Genomic DNA, 19,601 nt, shown 5'->3' with positions numbered 1-19,601 from the left:
ACCGACGGCGCCGGTCATCCAATGCTCGTGGCCGGTGGGAACCGGCCCTACACCCGATGAAGTATAAGAATACAGCACTTTGTTTGCTGAAGTGCGAACACTTCGGTCGCGTTGGGGCTGAATATGATGCTACGTCCCCAGGCGTTCCTATACTTGGCGGGGGTGGAATGGAGTATCATGGGCCGAGCTTTCCTCGTTTTTCTCTTTTGCTAGGTCTTCTTCGATGCGATTGATTGGCTTGGTCCACTGTTTATGGCTGCTGGTGTTTGCCTGTGCAGGCGTTTGTGCAAATGACCGTCTTGCGGATGAAGTGAATGAGGCGGGCGACTCAGCGTCCAATGAAATTGCGGTGGTGTCGCCCGAGGATGATTGGAGTCAGCCTTCGTTTTGGCGGACCGGCAAAGGGAAACCGGTTGGAGAGGCCTGGGAGTTCGCTGATGGCGAGGTTCGCTTGGTGAAACCTCGCACCGGAGACGGAAATATCCTCAGCCCTCCCCTGCCCCCAAATTTTGAACTCGCTTGGGACTGGAAGATCTCTGCAAAAACCAATTCGGGACTGAAGTACCGAGTCCGCAAGTTTGGTAATCGCTACCTGGGGGTTGAGTACCAGATAATCGACGAGGCGATCCCGCTGAAAAATCCTAGCGCTGGCTCGACCGCTTCGATCTACGATTTGCAAGCTCCGGCACTCGACAAGCCTTTGAAACCTGCTGGCCAATGGAATCATGCTCGAGTGGTCGCCCGTGGAACCCACTTGCAACATTTTCTGAACGGAAAACTGGTTGCTGAGACTTCGACCGTGGGGACGGCATGGGACGCGATCTATGCACGTAGCAAGTTTTTTGAAGAGTCCGGTTTTGCCCAACCCCGTGAGGGAGATCGGGTGATGTTGACCGATCACGGTGGGCAAGCTGCTTACAAAAACTTTCAATTAACCACGTTGCCGGCACCCACCGAAGCACCTGTTTCCTCACCCTCCACCGGACCGTTTCTCGCGAACGGGATGCGAAACAGTTGGGCAGAGCAAAACTCCATCGTGTTATGGACTCGGACGACAAAGAACCCAGAAGCGAAGATGGATGGGCTGCCATTTGTGAAATTGTCCAACAACAATGCAAGGAAACTTGCGATGGGGACCAACGCCAAAGAACTTCTTGCCGCACAGTTGCCCGCCGGAGCGGAGCTAGAGCAAATGTTGGGAGCGTGTCCCGGAATCGCAGGCGAAGTGCGATTGACCTATTTCCCGAAATTGAAACGCTACGATTCGAAGACGACCGACTGGAAGACGACGGTCGCCGAAGAGGATTTTACGGCTCAGTGGGCTTTGAAAGACCTAAAGCCAGGGACCGAGTACGCCGCAATCGTGGAAACGCGGCCGCTGGGCAAGGAGGGAACTTCGGAGGAGGCTCTCTCAGCGGTTTTGCGAGGCGGATTTGAAACGCCGCCCGAAGCGAGCAGCAGTAAAGACGTACGGTTCTGTATGACAACCTGTCACGATTTCATTCGCCGCGATGATGGCGATCTGGGACACAAAATCTATCCGGCCTTCGAGAAAATCGGTCCTGATTTTGTCGTGCACGCCGGCGACATCGAATACTACGACAAACCCGATCCATGGGCGATGACAAAGGAATTGATGCGGTTCAAGTGGCAGCGTATTTTTGCCTTGCCCAACAATCGTCATTTCTATGCAAACCATACGACCTACTTCATCAAAGATGACCACGACACGTTGAAAAACGATTGTTGGCCAGGGGAACGTTACGGATCGGTCTCGTTTGAAGAAGGCGTGCAGCTGTTTAACGAAGAGCAATTCCCGTCGCATCAGCCTCGTTACCAAACGGTTTCATGGGGCAAGCATACCCAGATGTGGATTTTGGAAGGTCGCGATTTCCGAAGTCCCAATAACATGCCCGACGGGCCTGAAAAGACGATCCTGGGGAAGACGCAAAAGGAATGGCTGCTAAAGACGCTGAAGGATTCCGACGCGACGTTTAAATTGCTATTCAGTCCGACGCCGATCGTGGGCCCAGACCGTGATAACAAGAGTGACAATCACGCCAATGACAATTTCGTTCACGAGGGAGACGAGCTGCGGAGGGCCTTCGCGGAGATCGAAGGTTTGATCATTTTCTGTGGTGATCGACATTGGCAATACGCGTCGCTGGACGAAAAATCTGGCCTGTGGGAATTCGGTTGCGGACCGGGAAGTGCCGATCATGAACTGGGCTGGAAGCCAGGTGATAAACGGCCAACGCATCAATTTCTTCGAGTCGCTGGTGGCTTTTTGTCAGGGCAAGTCCAAGCCAAGGGAAAGGATGGCAAGCCAGAACTAACGCTGCGTCATCATGAGGTCAGTGGCAAGCAAGTAAGCGAGTTCCATTTTCCCGTCAAAGAATGATCGATTCGGCGATCAGCAAAGTATGTCGGCTTTTTTTTTCGCTTCCGTCCGGTTTGTCCGGACGGAGACAAGTAAAGTAGGGCCGGTTCCTACCGGCCTTCCCTATGTGCAAACGACGGAATCCGTCATCCACTGGTCGCCCACGATTTAAAGCGTACGTTACCGGTCGTCTAACGCACGTGGCCGGTAGGAACCGGCCCTACTTTACTACTTTACTACTTTACTACTTTACTACTTTACTACTTTACTTCGAACAACTGGTCGGCACGAAACGGACTTGGCGCACTCCGTTACGCACGCGTCAACACGGTGTAAATAATTGGCTCAGAGTCTGTTTCCTCCAAAAGCCTTGCTTGTTGAAGGCCTAAAGCTTACCTAGCATCTCGGCAACCTTGACTTCATACATCTGCTCCCACTGAGGATCCAAAATGCAATCGCTGTCTTCCTGGGCGCCACCGACATTTGCCAGTTGATCCGCGGTTGGCGCGTAGTAGATGTAGCCGTTGGTGTAGCCCGCGACGAAGGTATGCGGATGAGGAGACCGTTCTTTGATGTTCAATCCGATCCGCACCGTCAACTCTCCGGGAAAGGTCGTCAATATAAAATCGCCAATTCGCACTGCAACAAGCTCAACATCAATCGTGCGTTTCCCCGAATCCACTAAACTTTTCTGATGCTTTCGCAACAGGGCAAGGTTGGTGTTCACCCGCGTCAATTCCTCCATCGTGTTGATGTTGTTGATGTAGGCATTCATGTTGGGACGATTCTCGGCATCGAGTCGGCTAAGATCATTGCGACCCAATTTCTCATCCAGCAAATATCGGTGCGAGTAATACGAAGGAAATTCGCCTGAAAGATTGTATTTCACCACCAACGGCAAGAACGTCTTGAGATTCAAACTGGTCCCTGAGAGCGACTTCATCAAGCGTTGCTGCTCAGCTTCGAGTTGAAAGATACGCTCGCTTCGATCGCCTCGAGGCAGTGCAAGCGTTTCGCTGACCCATTTAAAACGAGCATCCTCGCGGCACTCAATCCTGCGAAGCCCTTGCAACGTACTCAGTCCCAGCATGTTTCCAAGCGGTTCGGCGCTTCGTACGTTCTCGACGTCCTTGTACATGACCGGGTTGATGTCGCCGCCGCAACCTTGCAGAAACAGGGCAAGAGTGTCAGCGCTCAGGTTTTCTTCGATCACTTTCGACGCAAAGCCAATGATGTCCGCGGTATTACCGCCGCTAGGCACCCCTTGAATTGGATGACAGGCAAAGTTGTAGACGACCGCCAACGTGCTTCCGTCAAACCGATCCAGACGCAACAGACCGATCTGAGGATCGACAGGGCCAACTTCGGCAACCTCCTCGTCGGGCGGCAGCGCGTAAGCGTGGCGGACGTCGGCTTCTTTCCCGCTTTTCAGCTTCAGTCGCCGGTTCTCCATGATCCGATCCTCGTGCCCCACACCCACGCCGATCTTCACCGGTACCAACCGTTCCGCCGCTTTTTTCACAGCTTCAACGGTTCGCGCATCCACGTCAGCACAAACAATTCCATGACAATGGCTGGCGTTGATCAGCACCTGAGAGGGAGCAATCCCGAGCTCTTTCTCTAGCTGCACGCGAACCTTGGATAGGTAGTCATTCTTGATGTGCCCAATCTCGCCAATCGCGACCGCATCCACCGTGACCAACACCGCGGTGGTCGTGTCAGACTTGAGCACGAGCGCTTTGACGTACAGCGGATCATTGACGGGGCCGGCTTGACGATCCGTAATATCAACTTTGGCAACACCGGCACTCAGCGATGCCGCATGCCCGGTCGATGACGTCAAGCCGACGTTCCAAACGATTGCGGCGAGAACAACGAAAGGGGCTACACACGGAATCACTAGGAGAGAGGACATTCTGAGTCGAATCGCGTTCTTCATGTTTTAAACCGTGGTGGGGACGATGCACATTTGAAGATCAATGGTGCAACTATCTTAACGGAAAAGGATCCGTCTTTGGGGTTTAGAGAAGTGCCCAATGCATGGCCACAGGAATCAGCCATCCGCCGATCGGCCTTGGTCTATAGCCTACGGGAGCGGCTATCCAACGCACTTGGCCGGTGAGAACCGGCCCTACTTCACTATTTGTCGTTGTTTCAACGTTATGGGGTGCGAATCGTTGCACTTTCGGCCTCGGCTTCTGTTAGACTTTCGTTCCTGGGGACATTTCGCCCCAGCCCACCGTTTGCCCGCTTGCTGCCCCATCCCCACCTAACGCTGTTGTCGCCGGGTAACGTCAACAGTCATTTCGGCCTCTGAGGTCGCACGCCGTATAGATTGCGGAGGAGACCGGTATGCGTATTGTGATCTGCCTCGTCGGACTGTTGTTGCCGATGTGTATCGCCTCTCTGGCGTCGGGCGTTGACTATCTGACGCAAATCAAGCCAATTCTGGAGGGCAAATGCTACTCGTGCCACGGGGTGCTCAAACAAGAGGGCGATCTGCGTCTGGAGACATTGCCATTGATGCTCGAGTCTGGAGTGATCGATCCGGGCGATGCGGACACCAGCCTACTGATTGAGCGTATCGTCGCCGAACCGGATGATCGCATGCCGCCAACCGAAGATGGGGCGGCACTGAAACCGGAAGAGATTGCGTTGCTACGAGACTGGATCAACGAGGGAGCGATCACACCGGAAGAAAAAATTCCAGTGGGCCCTGAATCACACTGGGCTTTCCAGAAGATTGTGCGGCCTGGGTTGCCCGGTTTGCAATCAGACAATGCGTCCGAATCCAGCATCAATCCGATCGACCAATGGTTGGACGTCAAACGCCGCGAACATGGTTTACAAACAACCCCATTGGCTGATCGATCGATCGCGCTGCGGCGATTGTACTTGGATTTGGTTGGCTTACCGCCCACCGCCGAGCAACTGCGTGACGAACGGCCATGGGAAACCATTGTCGACGAATTGCTTGAAAGCCCTCAGCACGGCGAGCGCTGGGCTCGGCACTGGATGGATGTTTGGCGTTACAGCGATTGGTATGGTCTAGGAGCCCAATTGCGGTACAGCCAGAAGCATCTCTGGCATTGGCGAGACTGGATCGTCGACTCGCTTAATCAAGACAAGGGCTACGACCAAATGGTGCTTGAAATGCTAGCCGGAGACGAGCTTGCACCAGATGATCCCGATGTCGTGCGTGCGACCGGTTTTCTCGCCCGCAACTACTATCTGTTCAATCGCACCACTTGGCTTGACTCGACGGTCGAACACACCGCAAAGGCGTTCATCGGATTGACGCTGAACTGTGCCAAGTGTCATGACCACAAATATGATCCGATCACTCACGTCGACTACTATCGTTTCCGGGCGATCTTCGAACCACATCAAGTCCGTCTTGATCCCGTTGCGGGCGTCACAAACTTTGATGTTGACGGATTACCCCGCGTGTTTGACGACCATCTCGACGCGGAGACCTTCTTGCACCTCCGCGGCGATGAGAGCAAGCCTGACAAAGAGACGGAAATCACTCCTTCGGTGCCCGCGATCTTGGCGAGTTTCGCTCCGCCGATCACACCGGTAGACCTGCCCCGTTTCGCTTATGCACCGGGTACGCGGGACTACGTTCAGCAAGCTCAACTTGCGGATGCTCAAAAGGCGATCGCCTCGGCGCAAAGTGAGTTGACCGCCGCTCGCCAGCGTCACGATGCCGCGATTTCTAATGCTGCAGCTACGCATCCGAACTCACAGCGTGATTTTGCCCCTATTGATGAACCCTTTGACCAACTCAACGACGAACGTTGGGAACTTGTGGGCGACGGTTGGGAGCTCCGCGATGGGATGCTACACCAAACTACGATCTCTCGCGAAGGGCATGAACTAAAACTGCGAAACACCCCGCCGCAAGACTTCGATTTGACGTGTCGTTATCAAGTTACCGGCGGCAGCACGTTCAAATCGGTCACGTTTCGCTTTGATCAAAGTGACGATGCTAGTTACAACAATTTTGTCTACAGCAGCGCACACGAGCCGGGCCAGAAGGTGCAAGTAGCTTATACACGCAATGGCAAGAATGTCTATCCAGGTCAAGGCGGCAAGTCGCTCAAACTCGAAGTCGGCAAAGCGTACCAACTGCGTTTCGCGGTCCGTGATCGCCTCGTCAATGTCTGGCTCGATGACGTATTCTTGATTGCCTACACGCTGCCCGATCGCCGCCCTGAAGGCCAATTGACGGTGTCTGGATTCGATGCGACCGTCGCGTTTGACCATCTCACGTTACGGTCACTGCCTGAGGAGTTGGAACTGAAATCCGCTGGCAACCAACCCGCGTTGACCGCCGAGTCGACGGAGAAAGCGGTCGCGTTAGCCGTGGCAAAACTGGATGTCGCGAAGGCTGACGCGGAGCGAATTTCCGCGATCGTCGCGGCGGACAATTTGCAGTTCGATGCAAACGCGGACTCGGCAGCTAGTTCCGCGGCCGTCCAACTGGCTGCCCAGCGAGAAGCAGAGTGGATGCAAGCTGAGTCGTTGTACGAGAAACTGCTGCACGAAGGAGACGAGAAAAAGATCAAAGCGTCACAAGCGAAACAGGCCAAGGCGGCCGCACTGTTAAAGAAAGTCGCGGCTGGTAGCGGTACCTACACGCCGCTTCGTGGATCACGCAAGGCTCTTGAAACCCCCGCGCATAACTTCGATACCTATGCCGCAATCTACCCCAAACAAAGCACGGGCCGCCGGCTCGCTCTGGCACGCTGGATCGTCGATCGCAATAATCCATTGACCGCTCGGGTTGCGGTGAACCACGTCTGGATGCGGCATTTTGGCGAGCCCCTGGTGGAAACGGTATTCGATTTTGGACTGCAAGCGAAACGCCCCGTGCATGCCGAACTGCTCGATTACCTGGCATCGGAATTTATTGAATCAGGTTGGAGTTTCCGGCACTTGCATCGCTTGATGGTCACATCGCAGGCCTACCAGTTACGTAGTTCGACGCTCGAGGCCGACCCCCATACGCTGGCTGCGGATCCGACAAATGTTTATTACTGGCGGATGAACACTCGCCGCATGGAATCGCAAGCGGTTCGGGACAGCTTGCTGCATTTAGCTGGCACGCTGGATCTGAAATTGGGCGGTCCGAGCATCAAGCCAGGTCCCGAGAGTCGGCGGCGGAGTTTGTATTTCACTCACTCGGCAGCCACTCAAGACAAGTTCTTGACGATGTTTGACGATGCCGATTTGTTGCAGTGTTACCGTCGCAGTGAGAGTATCGTGCCGCAACAAGCACTCGCGCTGTCCAACAGCGAACTTGCTTTGACCGCATCGCAACAGATCGCCGAGCGGATCAGTGACGAAGATCCCGAAGCGAGTTTTAAACAATTTGTCGAGCGAGCTTTCTTTGCTCTTTTAGCGCGCTCGCCCAATAGTGAGGAGGTCGACCATTGTGCGGAATTCGGCCACCAGATAGCGGAGCTACACTCCGGCGCCACCGCCACCGAGCTAAGCTCTCGCATGCGAGCCAGACTGGTACATGCGCTGATTAATCACAACGACTTCATATCCATCCGGTGACTCGATGAATCCCTCGCGTATTAACATGTCGCAATCAACGTGTGGCACGGCTTCGCCACGGCGTCAATTCTTCACACAATCCGCCTTGGGGCTCGGTGGAATAGCGCTCGCTTCGATGCTGCAACAAGACCGACTTGGGGCTGCCGGTTTTGCTACCTCCGATGGACAACCTCATTTCCCAGCCAAAGCGAAGAACGTGATCTGGTTGTTCATGCGCGGAGGCGTCTCGCACATGGAGAGTTTCGATCCCAAACCGGCACTGAATCAGTTCGCAGGTATGTCGATCCCTGATACTCCGTTCGCAGAGGTTCAGCATTCCGAGAAACTCAAACGTGTTCGCGTGGTCGTTGTGAACGACGCCAATGGGCAACAACGCAACAAACTGTATCCGCTGCAAATTGGCTACAAAAAGTACGGCCAAAGTGGGATTGAGGTCAGCGACTGGTTTCCACATATCGGTTCGCGGATCGATGACATTTCGGTCATTCGATCAATGTGGACGACTGACGACAATCACGGGGCTCAGGTGCAATTTCACTCGGGACGGCACATGCTCGATCCGCGCGTGCCCACCATCGGGGCCTGGATCAATTACGGCCTGGGGACCTTGAACGATAACTTGCCCCAGTTCATCAGCATGGGGCCACGTTTTTTTGATCGCCGCGACGGCCATTATCTTGGGCCGGCCTACGACTCCGTCGGTTTGAAGGTCGATCCCAAAAATCCGCTGGATTATGCGAGAGCTGAAAAAGAGGTTTCTGACCGTGAGCAGCGATTGGGGTTTGATCTGGTCAGCCAACTTAACCGGCTAAACGAAACTCGGTTCCCGCACGATGCTGCGCTGGAAGCACGAACGAAGTCTTATGAGTTGGCGTTCCGAATGCAGACGGCAGTTCCGGATGTGATCCGATTCGACGGCGAAACCGCAGAAACACATAAGCTGTACGGTTTGGACCAACCAGAAACCCGCGATTTCGGCCAGCAACTACTGGCCGCTCGCCGGTTCACGGAACAAGGCGTCCGATTTATCCAGATCATGCACGGCGATGGTGCGGCAGGCGCTTGGGATCAGCATTCCAATTTGAAAAACATGCACAGCAAATTGGCCGGTCAAGTAGACCGCCCGATCGCGGGTTTGCTGACCGATCTAAAGCAACGAGGAATGCTGGACGAAACGTTGGTGGTGTTTGCAACTGAATTCGGACGGACGCCAGGATCTCAAGGCAGCGATGGTCGCGACCACCATCCCTACGGATTCAGCGTCTGGATGGCTGGAGGAGGACTTAAAGGGGGCGTTGTCCACGGCGCGACCGATGAGATTGGGTTCCACGCCGTCGAGCAACCCCACTATGTCACCGACGTGCATGCCACGATTCTTCATCAACTCGGTCTCAATTCGCACCGCATGGAGGTCCCCGGTCACAAGCGGCTTGAACAGGATTTCGGAAACGTGATCCACGACATCATCAGCTAAGCAGGTCGCAAAAAGTGTCCGGAGGGCCCTCGCTGACGCGTTTTCAAGTTGCGAGTTTTTTACAATCCGAAGCGTAAGCGAGTGAAGTAGGGCTGGTTCCTACCGGCCGTGCCCATGCGAAGCCCACGGAACCGGTCATCTTACGCACGTGGCCGGTAGGAACCGGCCCTACTTCGCTGCATTATTAACATTCATATTCGATCAAAGACCAAGTCATGATGAGAGCCTCTCTGCTACGAGTCCACCAAAGCGTTTATGTGATAGCGATGCTCCTCGTGACGTTGCACGTTGCATTGTCGACTTCTTCGTTTGCTGAAGAGCCGGACATCGTCTTCAACGGCACAAAGGCAAACAAAGTCCTCTTTCTTGGCAATAGCATCACCCTACACGGACCGAAGCCTGATATTGGTTGGGAGGGGAACTGGGGAATGGCTGCCAGTGCAAAAGAGAAGGACTATGTGCATTTGGTGCTAAAGGCAATCGCACAGCAAACAGGAAAAACTCCGGAGTCGATGGTTGTAAATATCGCGGCTTTCGAACGTCAGTTTGAAAGCTATGACGTTGACTCCGCGCTCCGACAAGAACTTGCGTTTAAGCCGGACCTTGTCATCGTCGCGATTGGAGAGAACGTACCTGAATTGAGCACAGAGCAGCTGCAGGCAGCTTTTCGATTGAGCATGGCAAAGCTGCTAACGAGTTTTAAGCAGAGCAGCAATCCGGACATTGTGGTTCGAGGTTGTTTCTGGGGAAACCGTATCAAAGACCAAATCCTGGAAGAGACTTGCAAGCAGGTAGGTGGTCGCTTTGCCTCTGCAGACACACTCGGCAACGACGAAGCAAATTACGCTCGTTCGGAGCGTGATTTTACGCATCAAGGTGTCGCTGCTCATCCGGGTGACAGGGGGATGCAGGCGATAGCGGATGTGATCGTGAAAGCGATTGCCAACAATGCAAAGTAGGCCGGTTCCTACCGGCCGCCTCCACTTCACTGAAGATCCGTCGCCTCAATGCGATGTCGATTTGTCGAGGAGTGATTGCGATCGCATTGCGCTAGCTCTACACTAGAGGGCAATTGTTCAGCTGGAATATATCGACCACGGCCATTGTGTTAATTGATGGTTCTGGAGCGAATTGGCCATTGTCGATTTACTCCTACAGATCGATTCGAGGTTAGCCAATCGCCTCAAGTTGGCTCGCACTGTTCTCTTCGCTACTGGTTCCCACGTTTATGACAGACGATATGCCCGAACGTGATGATTCGGCCAACGCGAATCAAGGATCGAGCGACTTACCGCAATCAGAGACAAACGACTCGGCTGCTTTGGCAAAACGACCAAAGCGTCTATCTCGCGGAGACACGGCGCTGTTGACATGCATTGCTGGCGTTTGCATTGCGATCAGCGTTTTCGCAAACATTCCACTTAAGACGCAAGCGGTCGCAAGACAAACGTTTGGGAAGAAGGCCATATTTGAAGTCGAAAGTGCGCCTGCTGGCGTCGATCAGTCCGCGGGATATCCGCTTACTTACTTTCGACGGTGGGTGCATTCAGACGACAGCGTGTCAACCAGTTTTAGCGGCTGGTCACTTTTTACCAACATTTTTGCTTGTGGTGTGCTTACCCTTTTGGTCGTAGCGGCCGGGTATTGGGCGAGGCTGCCGAGCGAAACGGCACAGCTCTCCATTCGAGATTTGTTGTTCTTGACATTTCTGACAGCGATTCCCTTGGGCCTTTGGCAGACGTCTGTCAGTCAGAGCAAAAGACACGTCCAGTTGGCTTCGAAATTGGGGACGCAAGGATTTGTCGTCGTCGAAGGCAGAGTGGCGGAGGTTTTTACTAAGTTCTTGCCCGCGAGTGTTACGAATGCTTCGGCGCGAATCAGCGAGGTGCATCTGGATAACCCCGATGATTCGATCGTCGATGAAGTATTCGAATCTGCAGATTTAGAGGTCTTGCGTTTGGGCGGTGACTCCTACTCGCTGAACAAGCTCGATCAAATGCGAACGATGTCGCAATTGATGACTATTCGCATCGGAGGTCGGACGATCGACGATAGCGTACTGCACACGATCGCATCCATGCCCCAGCTCCGAGACCTCAGTCTGATTCGGACGAATGTCGATGCTGAAGGACTAAAGCTGCTCGGGGATTTACCGCATTTACGTCAGCTTAGCCTTGTCGATACGCTCGTCCGCATGCAGGACTTCGAGCGAACTTACCCATGGTCGGCAAAGCTTGTTTCACTCGAACTGCCACGACCTCAACAGGGCAACAGCGATTCGCTTGTGCTTGCTGGTTGGCCCAGACTACAGAATCTGACCATTCGGTCGAGTTCCCACATGATGAATGATGTTCCTGTGAAGTTGGAACTCGAGAATCTACCGAGTCTGCAACTGTTGACTCTCGATTCGATGCAAGCTTTTGAGTTGTCAATTGTCAATACGCCGGAACTCACTCGCCTGCGTCACGACCATTACGCCTTCCAATCTCGCGTTACTCGATTCCGGCAGGCACCCGAAGCTGCCTGGGTCACAAAGCTGCATATCGAAGACGCACCTAAGCTTGTCGAAGCTCGAGTTTATGGCCCCACGCTCGAGTCCGTATTCTATAGGGGAACACCTCAGCTGGATTTTCAACCTGACCGGAAACGCTGCTTCTTTTCAGGGGCTATCAACGATGTCGAAATAAAATCCTCCAGCATTGTACAGAGGTGGATCAAGGGGCTTGGCAAGAGCGAGGGCCCCTCCAAGCTCGATCTCCAGAAACTGCCGTTACACGACGTTGATCTTTCTGCTTTGAAAGAGAATTCGTTGATCCAAAGCCTTGATCTCACCTTCTCTTCGATGTCCGCTGCGACGGTCGAATACATTTCTGAACTCGGGGAATTAAAAGAATTAAAACTAGGCTACGGTCAGCTTGATGACGGCGTCATGAACCTTATGTTGCAAAAACTGCCTCGTTTAGAACGACTCGGAACCGGCCGTTTGGCTGACTCTCGTTTGAGCCTGCACGATCACCGCCACTTGCGTGAATTGCGAAACAACGACCCCCATATCGAGAGTTATTACGAGCCCATCCCTGAAGATACGTGGGTTTGCAGTGACGTTGATCTCAGCAATCTCGATCAGCTCGAAGGTACGGTAAAGTTGATGCACCCGCTGAGCACCCTGCGAGTCAAGAACCTGCCAAAATTGACGGAATTGATCGCGATGCGAACTGTTGAAAAGGCCGAACTGAGTGGCTTGCCTGGTTTGCAGAAGATTGGCGTTGGAGGTCCGTCGATCACGGATGAAGATGCGAGTTGGATGGATCAATGCACAACGCTGACGCATGTTTCGCTTCCTTATACCACGCTTACCGATTCGAGTTTAGCGTCACTGGTGAAACTCGAGTCGTTGGCGCACTTGAGTGTTCCCGGAACGAAGGTGACCGATGAAGTCATCACAAAGCTGAAAACCGATCAACTGCTACGTGTTAATCTCCGTGATACAAACGTCACAGCAAAAGGTATTCGGCACATCCTTCAGTCACCAAAACTGGAAACGCTGATTTTCAATTGCCTGGGTTTGACGGCAAATGAACTTTTGGCCGGAATCGAAAGCGATAGTCTCGCTGTACTGAGCATCCCGCATGTCACGTTAACGCCAGCAGAATTGTCCGCTCTGCTGAAAAAGGCACCGAACCTGGTTGAGTTAGATTTTGTTGGAGTCGATATCGACGCCAATATGCTCGATCTGCTGGCGACCACGGATTTGCGACGACTGCGTGTTTCTGCAGGGAAGCTGGATGGACAAGCTGCATTGATGCTCGCGGAAAGCCTTCCGTTCCTACGGTTTGGCGTGGAAACTGCCGACATGCCAACACAAGCTTACTTGCAGCTCTACAACGCTGACAGAACCTTGAAAGTGGGAGTCGAACAGCAAGGGGAAATGATCAATGAGATTCCATTGGTGGACGAAGAGGCCTTACGCGTCAGGTTTCTTGCCGACTCAGTGCAGAACCAATGAGAAAAGTAACAAACCCGAGTACGAGATTGATGAACTCTTCTTTGCCACCGAAAACGATCTTTCCATTACTCGCTATCGTGATCTGCGTTTTGGTCGGTTGTGACACTGCGCCGAGGCTGACATTTGATTCGCATTGGGCCAAGAATCAAGATTTGTCGCAATCCGAGGTCGATTTCACTTGGCCAGTGAAAGACGGCGTACTCAGGGTTGCGCGACCGATGCCGTTCGCATTTATCCAGCAGTTGGATCCGCGACAACTCGGGTGGCCCAAGGGAGACGTCAATGCAAAGCTAGACTTGAGCGTTTTTCCGACGGAACTTCATCGACACTTGCGAAATTGCTTCGCCGAAGGAGAGCAGTCGCTAACGATGGCGATGCATGTGCAGGAAGAGAACTTGTCGGGGAAGTTTGCGTTTGCGTTATCTCGCACAGGCTCCGGTCTGGTCACGGTTTCCGACCAGCTCAGAATTTGGAACGTCCGCACCGGCAAAATGCTTGGTGAACCGAGGGCATTGCCATCAGCGAATATCACTGCAGTGACCTTCGATCGGAATGAAAAGCATGTCATTGTCGCGGATGACGAGAAATTGTATCGGTTGTCCTTACCCGATGGTGATGTCGTCAACGCAATTGCGAGACCGAAAGGAGAAATCCGACAATGGCTTCGCGCAGCAGAGGGGAATGTCATTTGTGTGCTGACGGAAAGCGGGGATGTGTTTGTTTGCTACGACGATCTTTCTCAACTGCAATCGTTTCCAAAGCGACTGAGCGGCCAATCACAGAGCGTCGCGATCAACTCTGCAGGCACTGAAGTTCTTGTTCTTGACGGTTCAGCCCTGAGCACGATTCCATTGAGTGGGATTCAGTTTCAACAAGAACTTGCGATTTTGAAGACATCCCGCCAAGACTATCTGTTGTGCAATGACTACGACAAGAATTACCTGTTCAGCGACCTCTATTTTTCGCAGGCGCTAACGGCCGCTGCGTGTCGAGCGGCGTTGGGTGGCAAAGGTATGAGGCTAGAAACTACCGGACGGTTTAACAATTCTGGGTTTCTATGGCGTTCAATCGATGCCGCCATTCAGATTGATAAAACAGCCAGCTGGCCAGCAATCGTGGTGCTCAGCGAGAGACCAACAAAGAATGGGCAGCCCCAGTATGTGCTTTCCGAAGTGCTGCCTCGGTCGCAAGGCATGAGTTCTGCAGCGGTGCTTCGAGAATGTGAATCTCCCGGTCGGATCCAGCTCAGTAACGAGGGGCTCCGTGTCGCTGTCTACGATTCAGGCTCCGTCCGCATTTACCGCCGCGATGAACGCCACTTTCGTGGCACCGAGTTGCTCCGAGAAATTGGACGTCACCTCGTTCGTGAAGGAACAACCGAACAAATCGAAGCATTCTCGAGCTTCCTGTCGCGGCAGGGAAACTCGCACTTTGGCCTGAACCCTAACGAATTGTATGCCCACTTTATCGATGACGCCGGTCACGCTTGGGCTGAGTTACAACTATACCACCAAGACCAAGCAGAGAGGCTAGCGATGCTTGACAATTGGTATCGCCAAGGGAGTGAAGCCGCTCTGTTACTGAGCAGCAGACGGCATATCGATATGGCGTTAATTAGAAACTACCAATTCGATGGTAAGTTTCTGGTGCCGGTGCAAAAAGATCTCGCTCCATTAAACACTGGCCCAACACCGCATACGCTTGCCAACCACTTTCAAACGCTGGCGGAAGCAAAAGCTGTCAATTTGGATTTGATGGAACAGCATGTTCGTACGTCGCTCGAGTCGGATGCCTCGTTTTTTCCGACCCTTTACGACGTCGCGTTCTTTGTGAAACCAAATATGATTCAGACCAAAGAGGACTGCCCCTTGTATGCAGGGGCCATCGCAGATTTACACGGAGATCGGGGTGACGCAACGTACGCCAAGTTGATCGCTTCGGTAGCAAATCCCACCACCGTTAGAATTTTTCCCCAGTACCCCTTCGATACCGAACGACTGTTTAGCGGCACCCGCGCGCTGGTCGAGAGCAATCAAGCCAACGCCGACTTTCTATTTGGTCTCGGCTGGATCGCTGCATCCTATCAGCAGCACGATGTTGCAAAAGAGGTGTTGCAGCACATCCAACAGCAGATTGGCTTTGTGCCGCTGAAGACGAAGGATCCTTGCAACGTCGAAGCGTTTATTCAGTACGTGGATAGCGACAAATAGAGCACGTGGCTGAAAGCTGCCTAGCAGTATTTTCAACTTCGATGTAGCGACCGTCGCCAGATGGTGGACCACGTTCTGGCGAGCGTGGTTTCGGAAAATCGGGATTAGGCTTTCACGTTTAGCAGTTCGCATGCTTCGCGATAGCCGGGGGCGGCCGTTCCGTATTCGCTGGCCGATACTCGTGCCAAACCTACCAATTGTCGCCAGCGCAGTGACGGCCGTGTATTGGCGAATTCCTCGGTGGCGGTGCGGTAGTACTTTTCAGCATGCAACGCGCCGTCTTCGCTGGTCGCAAATCTAATCAACACATCCGAAATCGCTCGTGGAGATCCACCCAAGTCGGCGAACCGCTGAACGGCTGCACCTGCTAATGCTTGATCACGATTGCGGACGGCCTGTTCGGCTTGCTGCAAGAGCTGTTGCTTGTCGTCCACTGCTTCGACCGCGTCCATCTTCAGCGGCCACGGCTCGCGATCAACTCGCGGGCTTTGGCCGGCCGTGTGGTAGGCACCGACTAACAGGCTGGCGATCGTATTGCGTGGGTTGCTGACCCGAGCGATGTTACGCCAAGCGTTGGCTGCATCCGATGCGTGGACTCCCACCGAGGCTCCGTGCACCGAACCTTTGACTTTATCTCCGTCGCCATCCTTGTCACGGCCCGGATCGTGTAACAACAGCAGGTTGGCAGCCACCGACATGGCTTCGCCGACTTGGTGGGGTGCATAGCCGGCGGCCAGGGCTTGCGCGGCCGCGTCAGCAGCTTGCACACGGTTACTGTGAAAAATCGTCCAGGCCAATTCATCAATCCATTGGTCATCCCCTCTACGATTTCCGACCGGTTGGCTGAGCAATTTGTATTGATCGAGCAAGCGTGGTAGCAGCGTCCATAACTGGGGATCGGGCTTACCATCGCGAATTCGTCGCTGTGAATCTTGCAGACAATAACGCACCGATTGCCGCAGCAGCGTGTTGGCATGTCGTTCACCGACAATTCCGATGCACGCCCAAGCTCGCCATGCTAACACGACACGGTGCACATCGGCTTCATCTTGGACGCTGTGCTGGACCCGATTGAAAACGTTGGCTGCCGATTCTTCGCTCAGCGCCGCCATCATCTGCTCGGCTCCCGCTACCTCGGCCTGCCGCGTCATAGCTTGCAACTCTTCCGCCGACGGACGATGACCTTCATGCTTGCTGGCGTCCAAACGACGCAGGACTTCACTGCTGGAACCACCAAATTGTTGAATACGATCGGTGTTGCGGTACAGGACTTTCAAAACGGGTAGAGCACGCCGAGGGTCGGGAAGCTCGGCCGCCATTTCTAGTGCCGGCGTTAGCGCCATAAACGTATGGAAACCGACATAGTCATGCCCGCCGAAGGTGCGAGCGTTTGCCAACGAACCGGCTGCGATTAGGGTGGCCAGGTCCGTGCCGGTTTCGATTTTGCGAAGCAGGACTTGCTGCAGTTTGCCAAGCGGCGTTTCCTGCATCAGTGAAACCAACGGCTCCAGTTCACCAAACGTCAACCGATCGTCCGCTTCGTCGGCCCACACCGAACGGATGCCCAGGTCGCCCGCCAGGCCAGTGCCTAAACTGCCAACCAACATCCCACTACCAACGTTTGCCAAAAACTGACGACGGCCATTGCGATTCATCACTATCTCTCCAGACGGGGAACCATACCGGGACGCACTGTTCTTAAGTATAGCGAGTCCAAAGGTGGGCCATCTCGAGATAGATGCGGTTCCAGGTGCAGTGGACCGAGCGGAAAATGACTGTCGGGATTCGCCGTAGATGCCGTCGCGCTCGCGGCGGATATCCATGCGTTTGCGAGCATATCCACGACGCAAGTAAACCGCTCGTTCCAAGTGAATGAAAGACAATCGGAAATGCAAAGTCGCCGCTCGCTTCTTGGGCTCTGCGATCGGGTTAAAACTTCGAGCCGTCTTTGTCGACTTTCAATAACTTCCCTGGCTCTCTGAGCACTCAAATCAGTGAGAAACGACCCTGAAACTGGGTGTCGCCTTCGCTAAACGTAAATGTCGCAAATATAAGGCGGGGAATCGACTACTGCTGACAGAATAAAGATGCCGGTTACATTCCTTAAGACAGATCGGTTGCGGACAATCTTTGTATGCTTTCGAATGGTCCATTTATCGCGTTTTAAGGGGCTTTCAGTCGCTTAGCTGTTAATTTCCTGAGAAGATCGCTAGCAATGTCGACAGTGTCAACAATTACGGGATGTCGCAAATGACTAGTCCCGTGACGCAAAACGTTACTGACGGTTTGACTAACACCGCTATAATGGGGGTGTTGAGCAAGTCATTTCTCCGCTCTTCACTCTTCTCTCTTTTCTTTATAGGTGAATAGGTGCACGTTATGAGACGTCAGTCACAACAAGGTTTTACTCTAGTCGAACTTTTGGTCGTGATCGCGATCATCGGGGTTTTAGTCGGGCTTTTATTGCCGGCCGTTCAAGCCGCTCGCGAAGCAGCACGCCGGATGAGTTGTAGCAACAACTTCAAGCAACTCGGTCTTGCGATCCACAATTACCACTCTGCCTACAAACAAATGCCCACCCACGGTACCGGGACGGTTGCTCCGAGCCCCGGAATTGATTGGTGGCGTAGTTCAGCGATTGTCAACAATCGGCAGTTGAGCGTTTTGGTGGGCACTTTGCCGTTCATTGAGCAACAGGCGCTCTGGGAACAAATTTCAAATCCAAGCACGGTGGGCGGAACCTGGAACGCAATGGGCCCCACGCCTCAAAACATCAATTACACTCCTTGGGCATCCGATATCCCTTCAATTCGCTGTCCGAGCGATCCGGGGCGTGGTTTACCATCACTGGGCCGTACGAACTATGCTGCTTGCATCGGAGACTCTTGTGATGAAACGGCTTATGGTCCGTGGGCCAATAAGAGAATGATCGACGGTACACGCTCGCGAGCAACAACCGCACGAGCAGCACACCGTGGTTTCTTTAAGCCATTCGACAAGGGACGTTTCCGAGACGTTCTGGACGGATTGTCTAACACGATTGCGATGGGAGAGATCGCTACTTATCTTGGTGACAAAGACAGCCGAGCCGTTTTGCCCAGCTTCTCTGCTGGTAACAATAACGGCACGATGAAAACGATTCGCGATAATCCCAAGGCTTGTTACGTCAAAATTGATCCGGAACGCCCTCTCTTTTGGATTAAGGCCAGCCGGGAAACACGAGCTCGTGGTTATCGCTGGGCCGACGCCAAGACGATCTTCAGTGGTTTTACTACGATCCTGCCTCCGAACTCGGAAATCTGTTCGCGGCACAATGGCGACGATTTGAACGTCGTTGGTTCCACCTCCAGCTATCACCAAGGCGGTACTCATGTGTTGATGGGTGATGGTGCGGTGAAGTTCATCACCGACTCGATCGAAGCAGGTAACTCGTCTGCGGGTATGGTTTGGAAGAACGGTACCGGTACTCAGGCACCCGGCTCGAAGAGCCCGTACGGGCTTTGGGGATCACTTGGTACTCGCGCCAACAAAGAAACGATCGACGCAGAGTTTTAGGCCTGCAAATTGACTCGACGTCGCTTCATTGCCATCGATGCCAATGGTGCGACGTTCGTCTCGATTGCTTCAAACTTTACGTCCGTATCCGAACTGTAATTCAAACCCAACCATTCATAAGGAATCTAACTTGAAACGCGCATTCTCGATCACCCTACTTCTTCTTGGTTCATTTTCGCTATTTCTTGGCTGCGGTAGCGACACCACGCCTACCGTTGTCACCGAAGATGCCGACGCGGCAGCGATCGCGGAATACGAAGCCAACGAGGCCAGGTTGTTAGCGGAAACAGAAGGCTCAATGGACGAGGAATAGTCCGCTGAGCGTCCAACACTATCGTGGACGCTAACTCATTCCATTGAAGCAGCCCTTCAGGCTTGTCCCTCGGATCGATGCCGGGGTTGCTTCGC

General features: G+C 53.5%; 10 protein-coding genes. 8 read left to right on the top strand and 2 right to left on the bottom strand.

The genetic code is table 11. The annotated features are described in order from the left end of the window. The first annotated feature begins 223 nt into the window (after positions 1-223). Positions 224-2,401 carry a family 16 glycoside hydrolase gene (locus SH528x_RS20875; RefSeq protein ID WP_442505389.1) on the top strand — a complete coding sequence of 726 codons (2,178 nt, stop codon included), beginning with the start codon at positions 224-226 and terminating at the stop codon, positions 2,399-2,401. Between the two features lie 364 nt (positions 2,402-2,765). On the opposite strand, the gene SH528x_RS20870 is transcribed toward SH528x_RS20875, so the two are convergent. Then, positions 2,766-4,295, bottom strand: coding sequence for a hypothetical protein (locus SH528x_RS20870; RefSeq protein ID WP_442505388.1), 1,530 nt, complete (start codon positions 4,293-4,295; stop codon positions 2,766-2,768). Between the two features lie 437 nt (positions 4,296-4,732). On the opposite strand from SH528x_RS20870, the gene SH528x_RS20865 reads away from it, so the two are divergent. From SH528x_RS20865 to SH528x_RS20845, 5 genes are all read left to right on the top strand, one after another. Further along, a complete protein-coding gene (locus SH528x_RS20865) occupies positions 4,733-7,948 on the top strand; it encodes a PSD1 and planctomycete cytochrome C domain-containing protein (protein WP_442505387.1) in 3,216 nt (1,071 codons plus the stop codon). A gap of 25 nt (positions 7,949-7,973) precedes the next feature. After that, complete coding sequence (locus tag SH528x_RS20860) at positions 7,974-9,422, top strand: DUF1501 domain-containing protein (RefSeq protein WP_442505386.1); 1,449 nt, start codon at positions 7,974-7,976, stop codon at positions 9,420-9,422. Between the two features lie 215 nt (positions 9,423-9,637). Continuing rightward, positions 9,638-10,381, top strand: coding sequence for an SGNH/GDSL hydrolase family protein (locus SH528x_RS20855; RefSeq protein WP_442505385.1), 744 nt, complete (start codon positions 9,638-9,640; stop codon positions 10,379-10,381). A gap of 269 nt (positions 10,382-10,650) precedes the next feature. Then, positions 10,651-13,428, top strand: coding sequence for a hypothetical protein (locus SH528x_RS20850; RefSeq protein WP_442505384.1), 2,778 nt, complete (start codon positions 10,651-10,653; stop codon positions 13,426-13,428). A gap of 29 nt (positions 13,429-13,457) precedes the next feature. Further along, positions 13,458-15,638 carry a hypothetical protein gene (locus SH528x_RS20845; protein WP_442505383.1) on the top strand — a complete coding sequence of 727 codons (2,181 nt, stop codon included), beginning with the start codon at positions 13,458-13,460 and terminating at the stop codon, positions 15,636-15,638. Positions 15,639-15,742: 104 nt separating this feature from the next. On the opposite strand, the gene SH528x_RS20840 is transcribed toward SH528x_RS20845, so the two are convergent. Then, positions 15,743-17,293 carry a hypothetical protein gene (locus tag SH528x_RS20840; RefSeq protein ID WP_442505382.1) on the bottom strand — a complete coding sequence of 517 codons (1,551 nt, stop codon included), beginning with the start codon at positions 17,291-17,293 and terminating at the stop codon, positions 15,743-15,745. Between the two features lie 724 nt (positions 17,294-18,017). On the opposite strand from SH528x_RS20840, the gene SH528x_RS20835 reads away from it, so the two are divergent. Both SH528x_RS20835 and SH528x_RS20830 read left to right on the top strand, forming a co-directional pair. Then, complete coding sequence (locus SH528x_RS20835) at positions 18,018-19,193, top strand: DUF1559 family PulG-like putative transporter (protein WP_442505381.1); 1,176 nt, start codon at positions 18,018-18,020, stop codon at positions 19,191-19,193. Between the two features lie 130 nt (positions 19,194-19,323). Then, a complete protein-coding gene (locus SH528x_RS20830) occupies positions 19,324-19,506 on the top strand; it encodes a hypothetical protein (protein ID WP_442505380.1) in 183 nt (60 codons plus the stop codon). Positions 19,507-19,601: the final 95 nt, after the last annotated feature.

Source organism: Novipirellula methanifontis, assembly GCF_052161655.1.
In the GTDB taxonomy this organism is placed as follows: domain Bacteria; phylum Planctomycetota; class Planctomycetia; order Pirellulales; family Pirellulaceae; genus Novipirellula.
Note: the sequence above shows the minus strand (reverse complement) of the source record. Positions and strands in the feature narration are given on the sequence as shown.

Coding starts and splice junctions, on each gene's coding strand:
- SH528x_RS20845 (WP_442505383.1), top strand. CDS start 13,458: ATGAACTCTTCTTTGCCACCGAAAACGATCTTTCCATTACTCGCTATC.
- SH528x_RS20865 (WP_442505387.1), top strand. CDS start 4,733: ATGCGTATTGTGATCTGCCTCGTCGGACTGTTGTTGCCGATGTGTATC.
- SH528x_RS20850 (WP_442505384.1), top strand. CDS start 10,651: ATGACAGACGATATGCCCGAACGTGATGATTCGGCCAACGCGAATCAA.
- SH528x_RS20855 (WP_442505385.1), top strand. CDS start 9,638: ATGATGAGAGCCTCTCTGCTACGAGTCCACCAAAGCGTTTATGTGATA.
- SH528x_RS20875 (WP_442505389.1), top strand. CDS start 224: ATGCGATTGATTGGCTTGGTCCACTGTTTATGGCTGCTGGTGTTTGCC.
- SH528x_RS20840 (WP_442505382.1), bottom strand. CDS start 17,293: ATGAATCGCAATGGCCGTCGTCAGTTTTTGGCAAACGTTGGTAGTGGG.
- SH528x_RS20870 (WP_442505388.1), bottom strand. CDS start 4,295: ATGTCCTCTCTCCTAGTGATTCCGTGTGTAGCCCCTTTCGTTGTTCTC.
- SH528x_RS20860 (WP_442505386.1), top strand. CDS start 7,974: ATGTCGCAATCAACGTGTGGCACGGCTTCGCCACGGCGTCAATTCTTC.
- SH528x_RS20835 (WP_442505381.1), top strand. CDS start 18,018: ATGAGACGTCAGTCACAACAAGGTTTTACTCTAGTCGAACTTTTGGTC.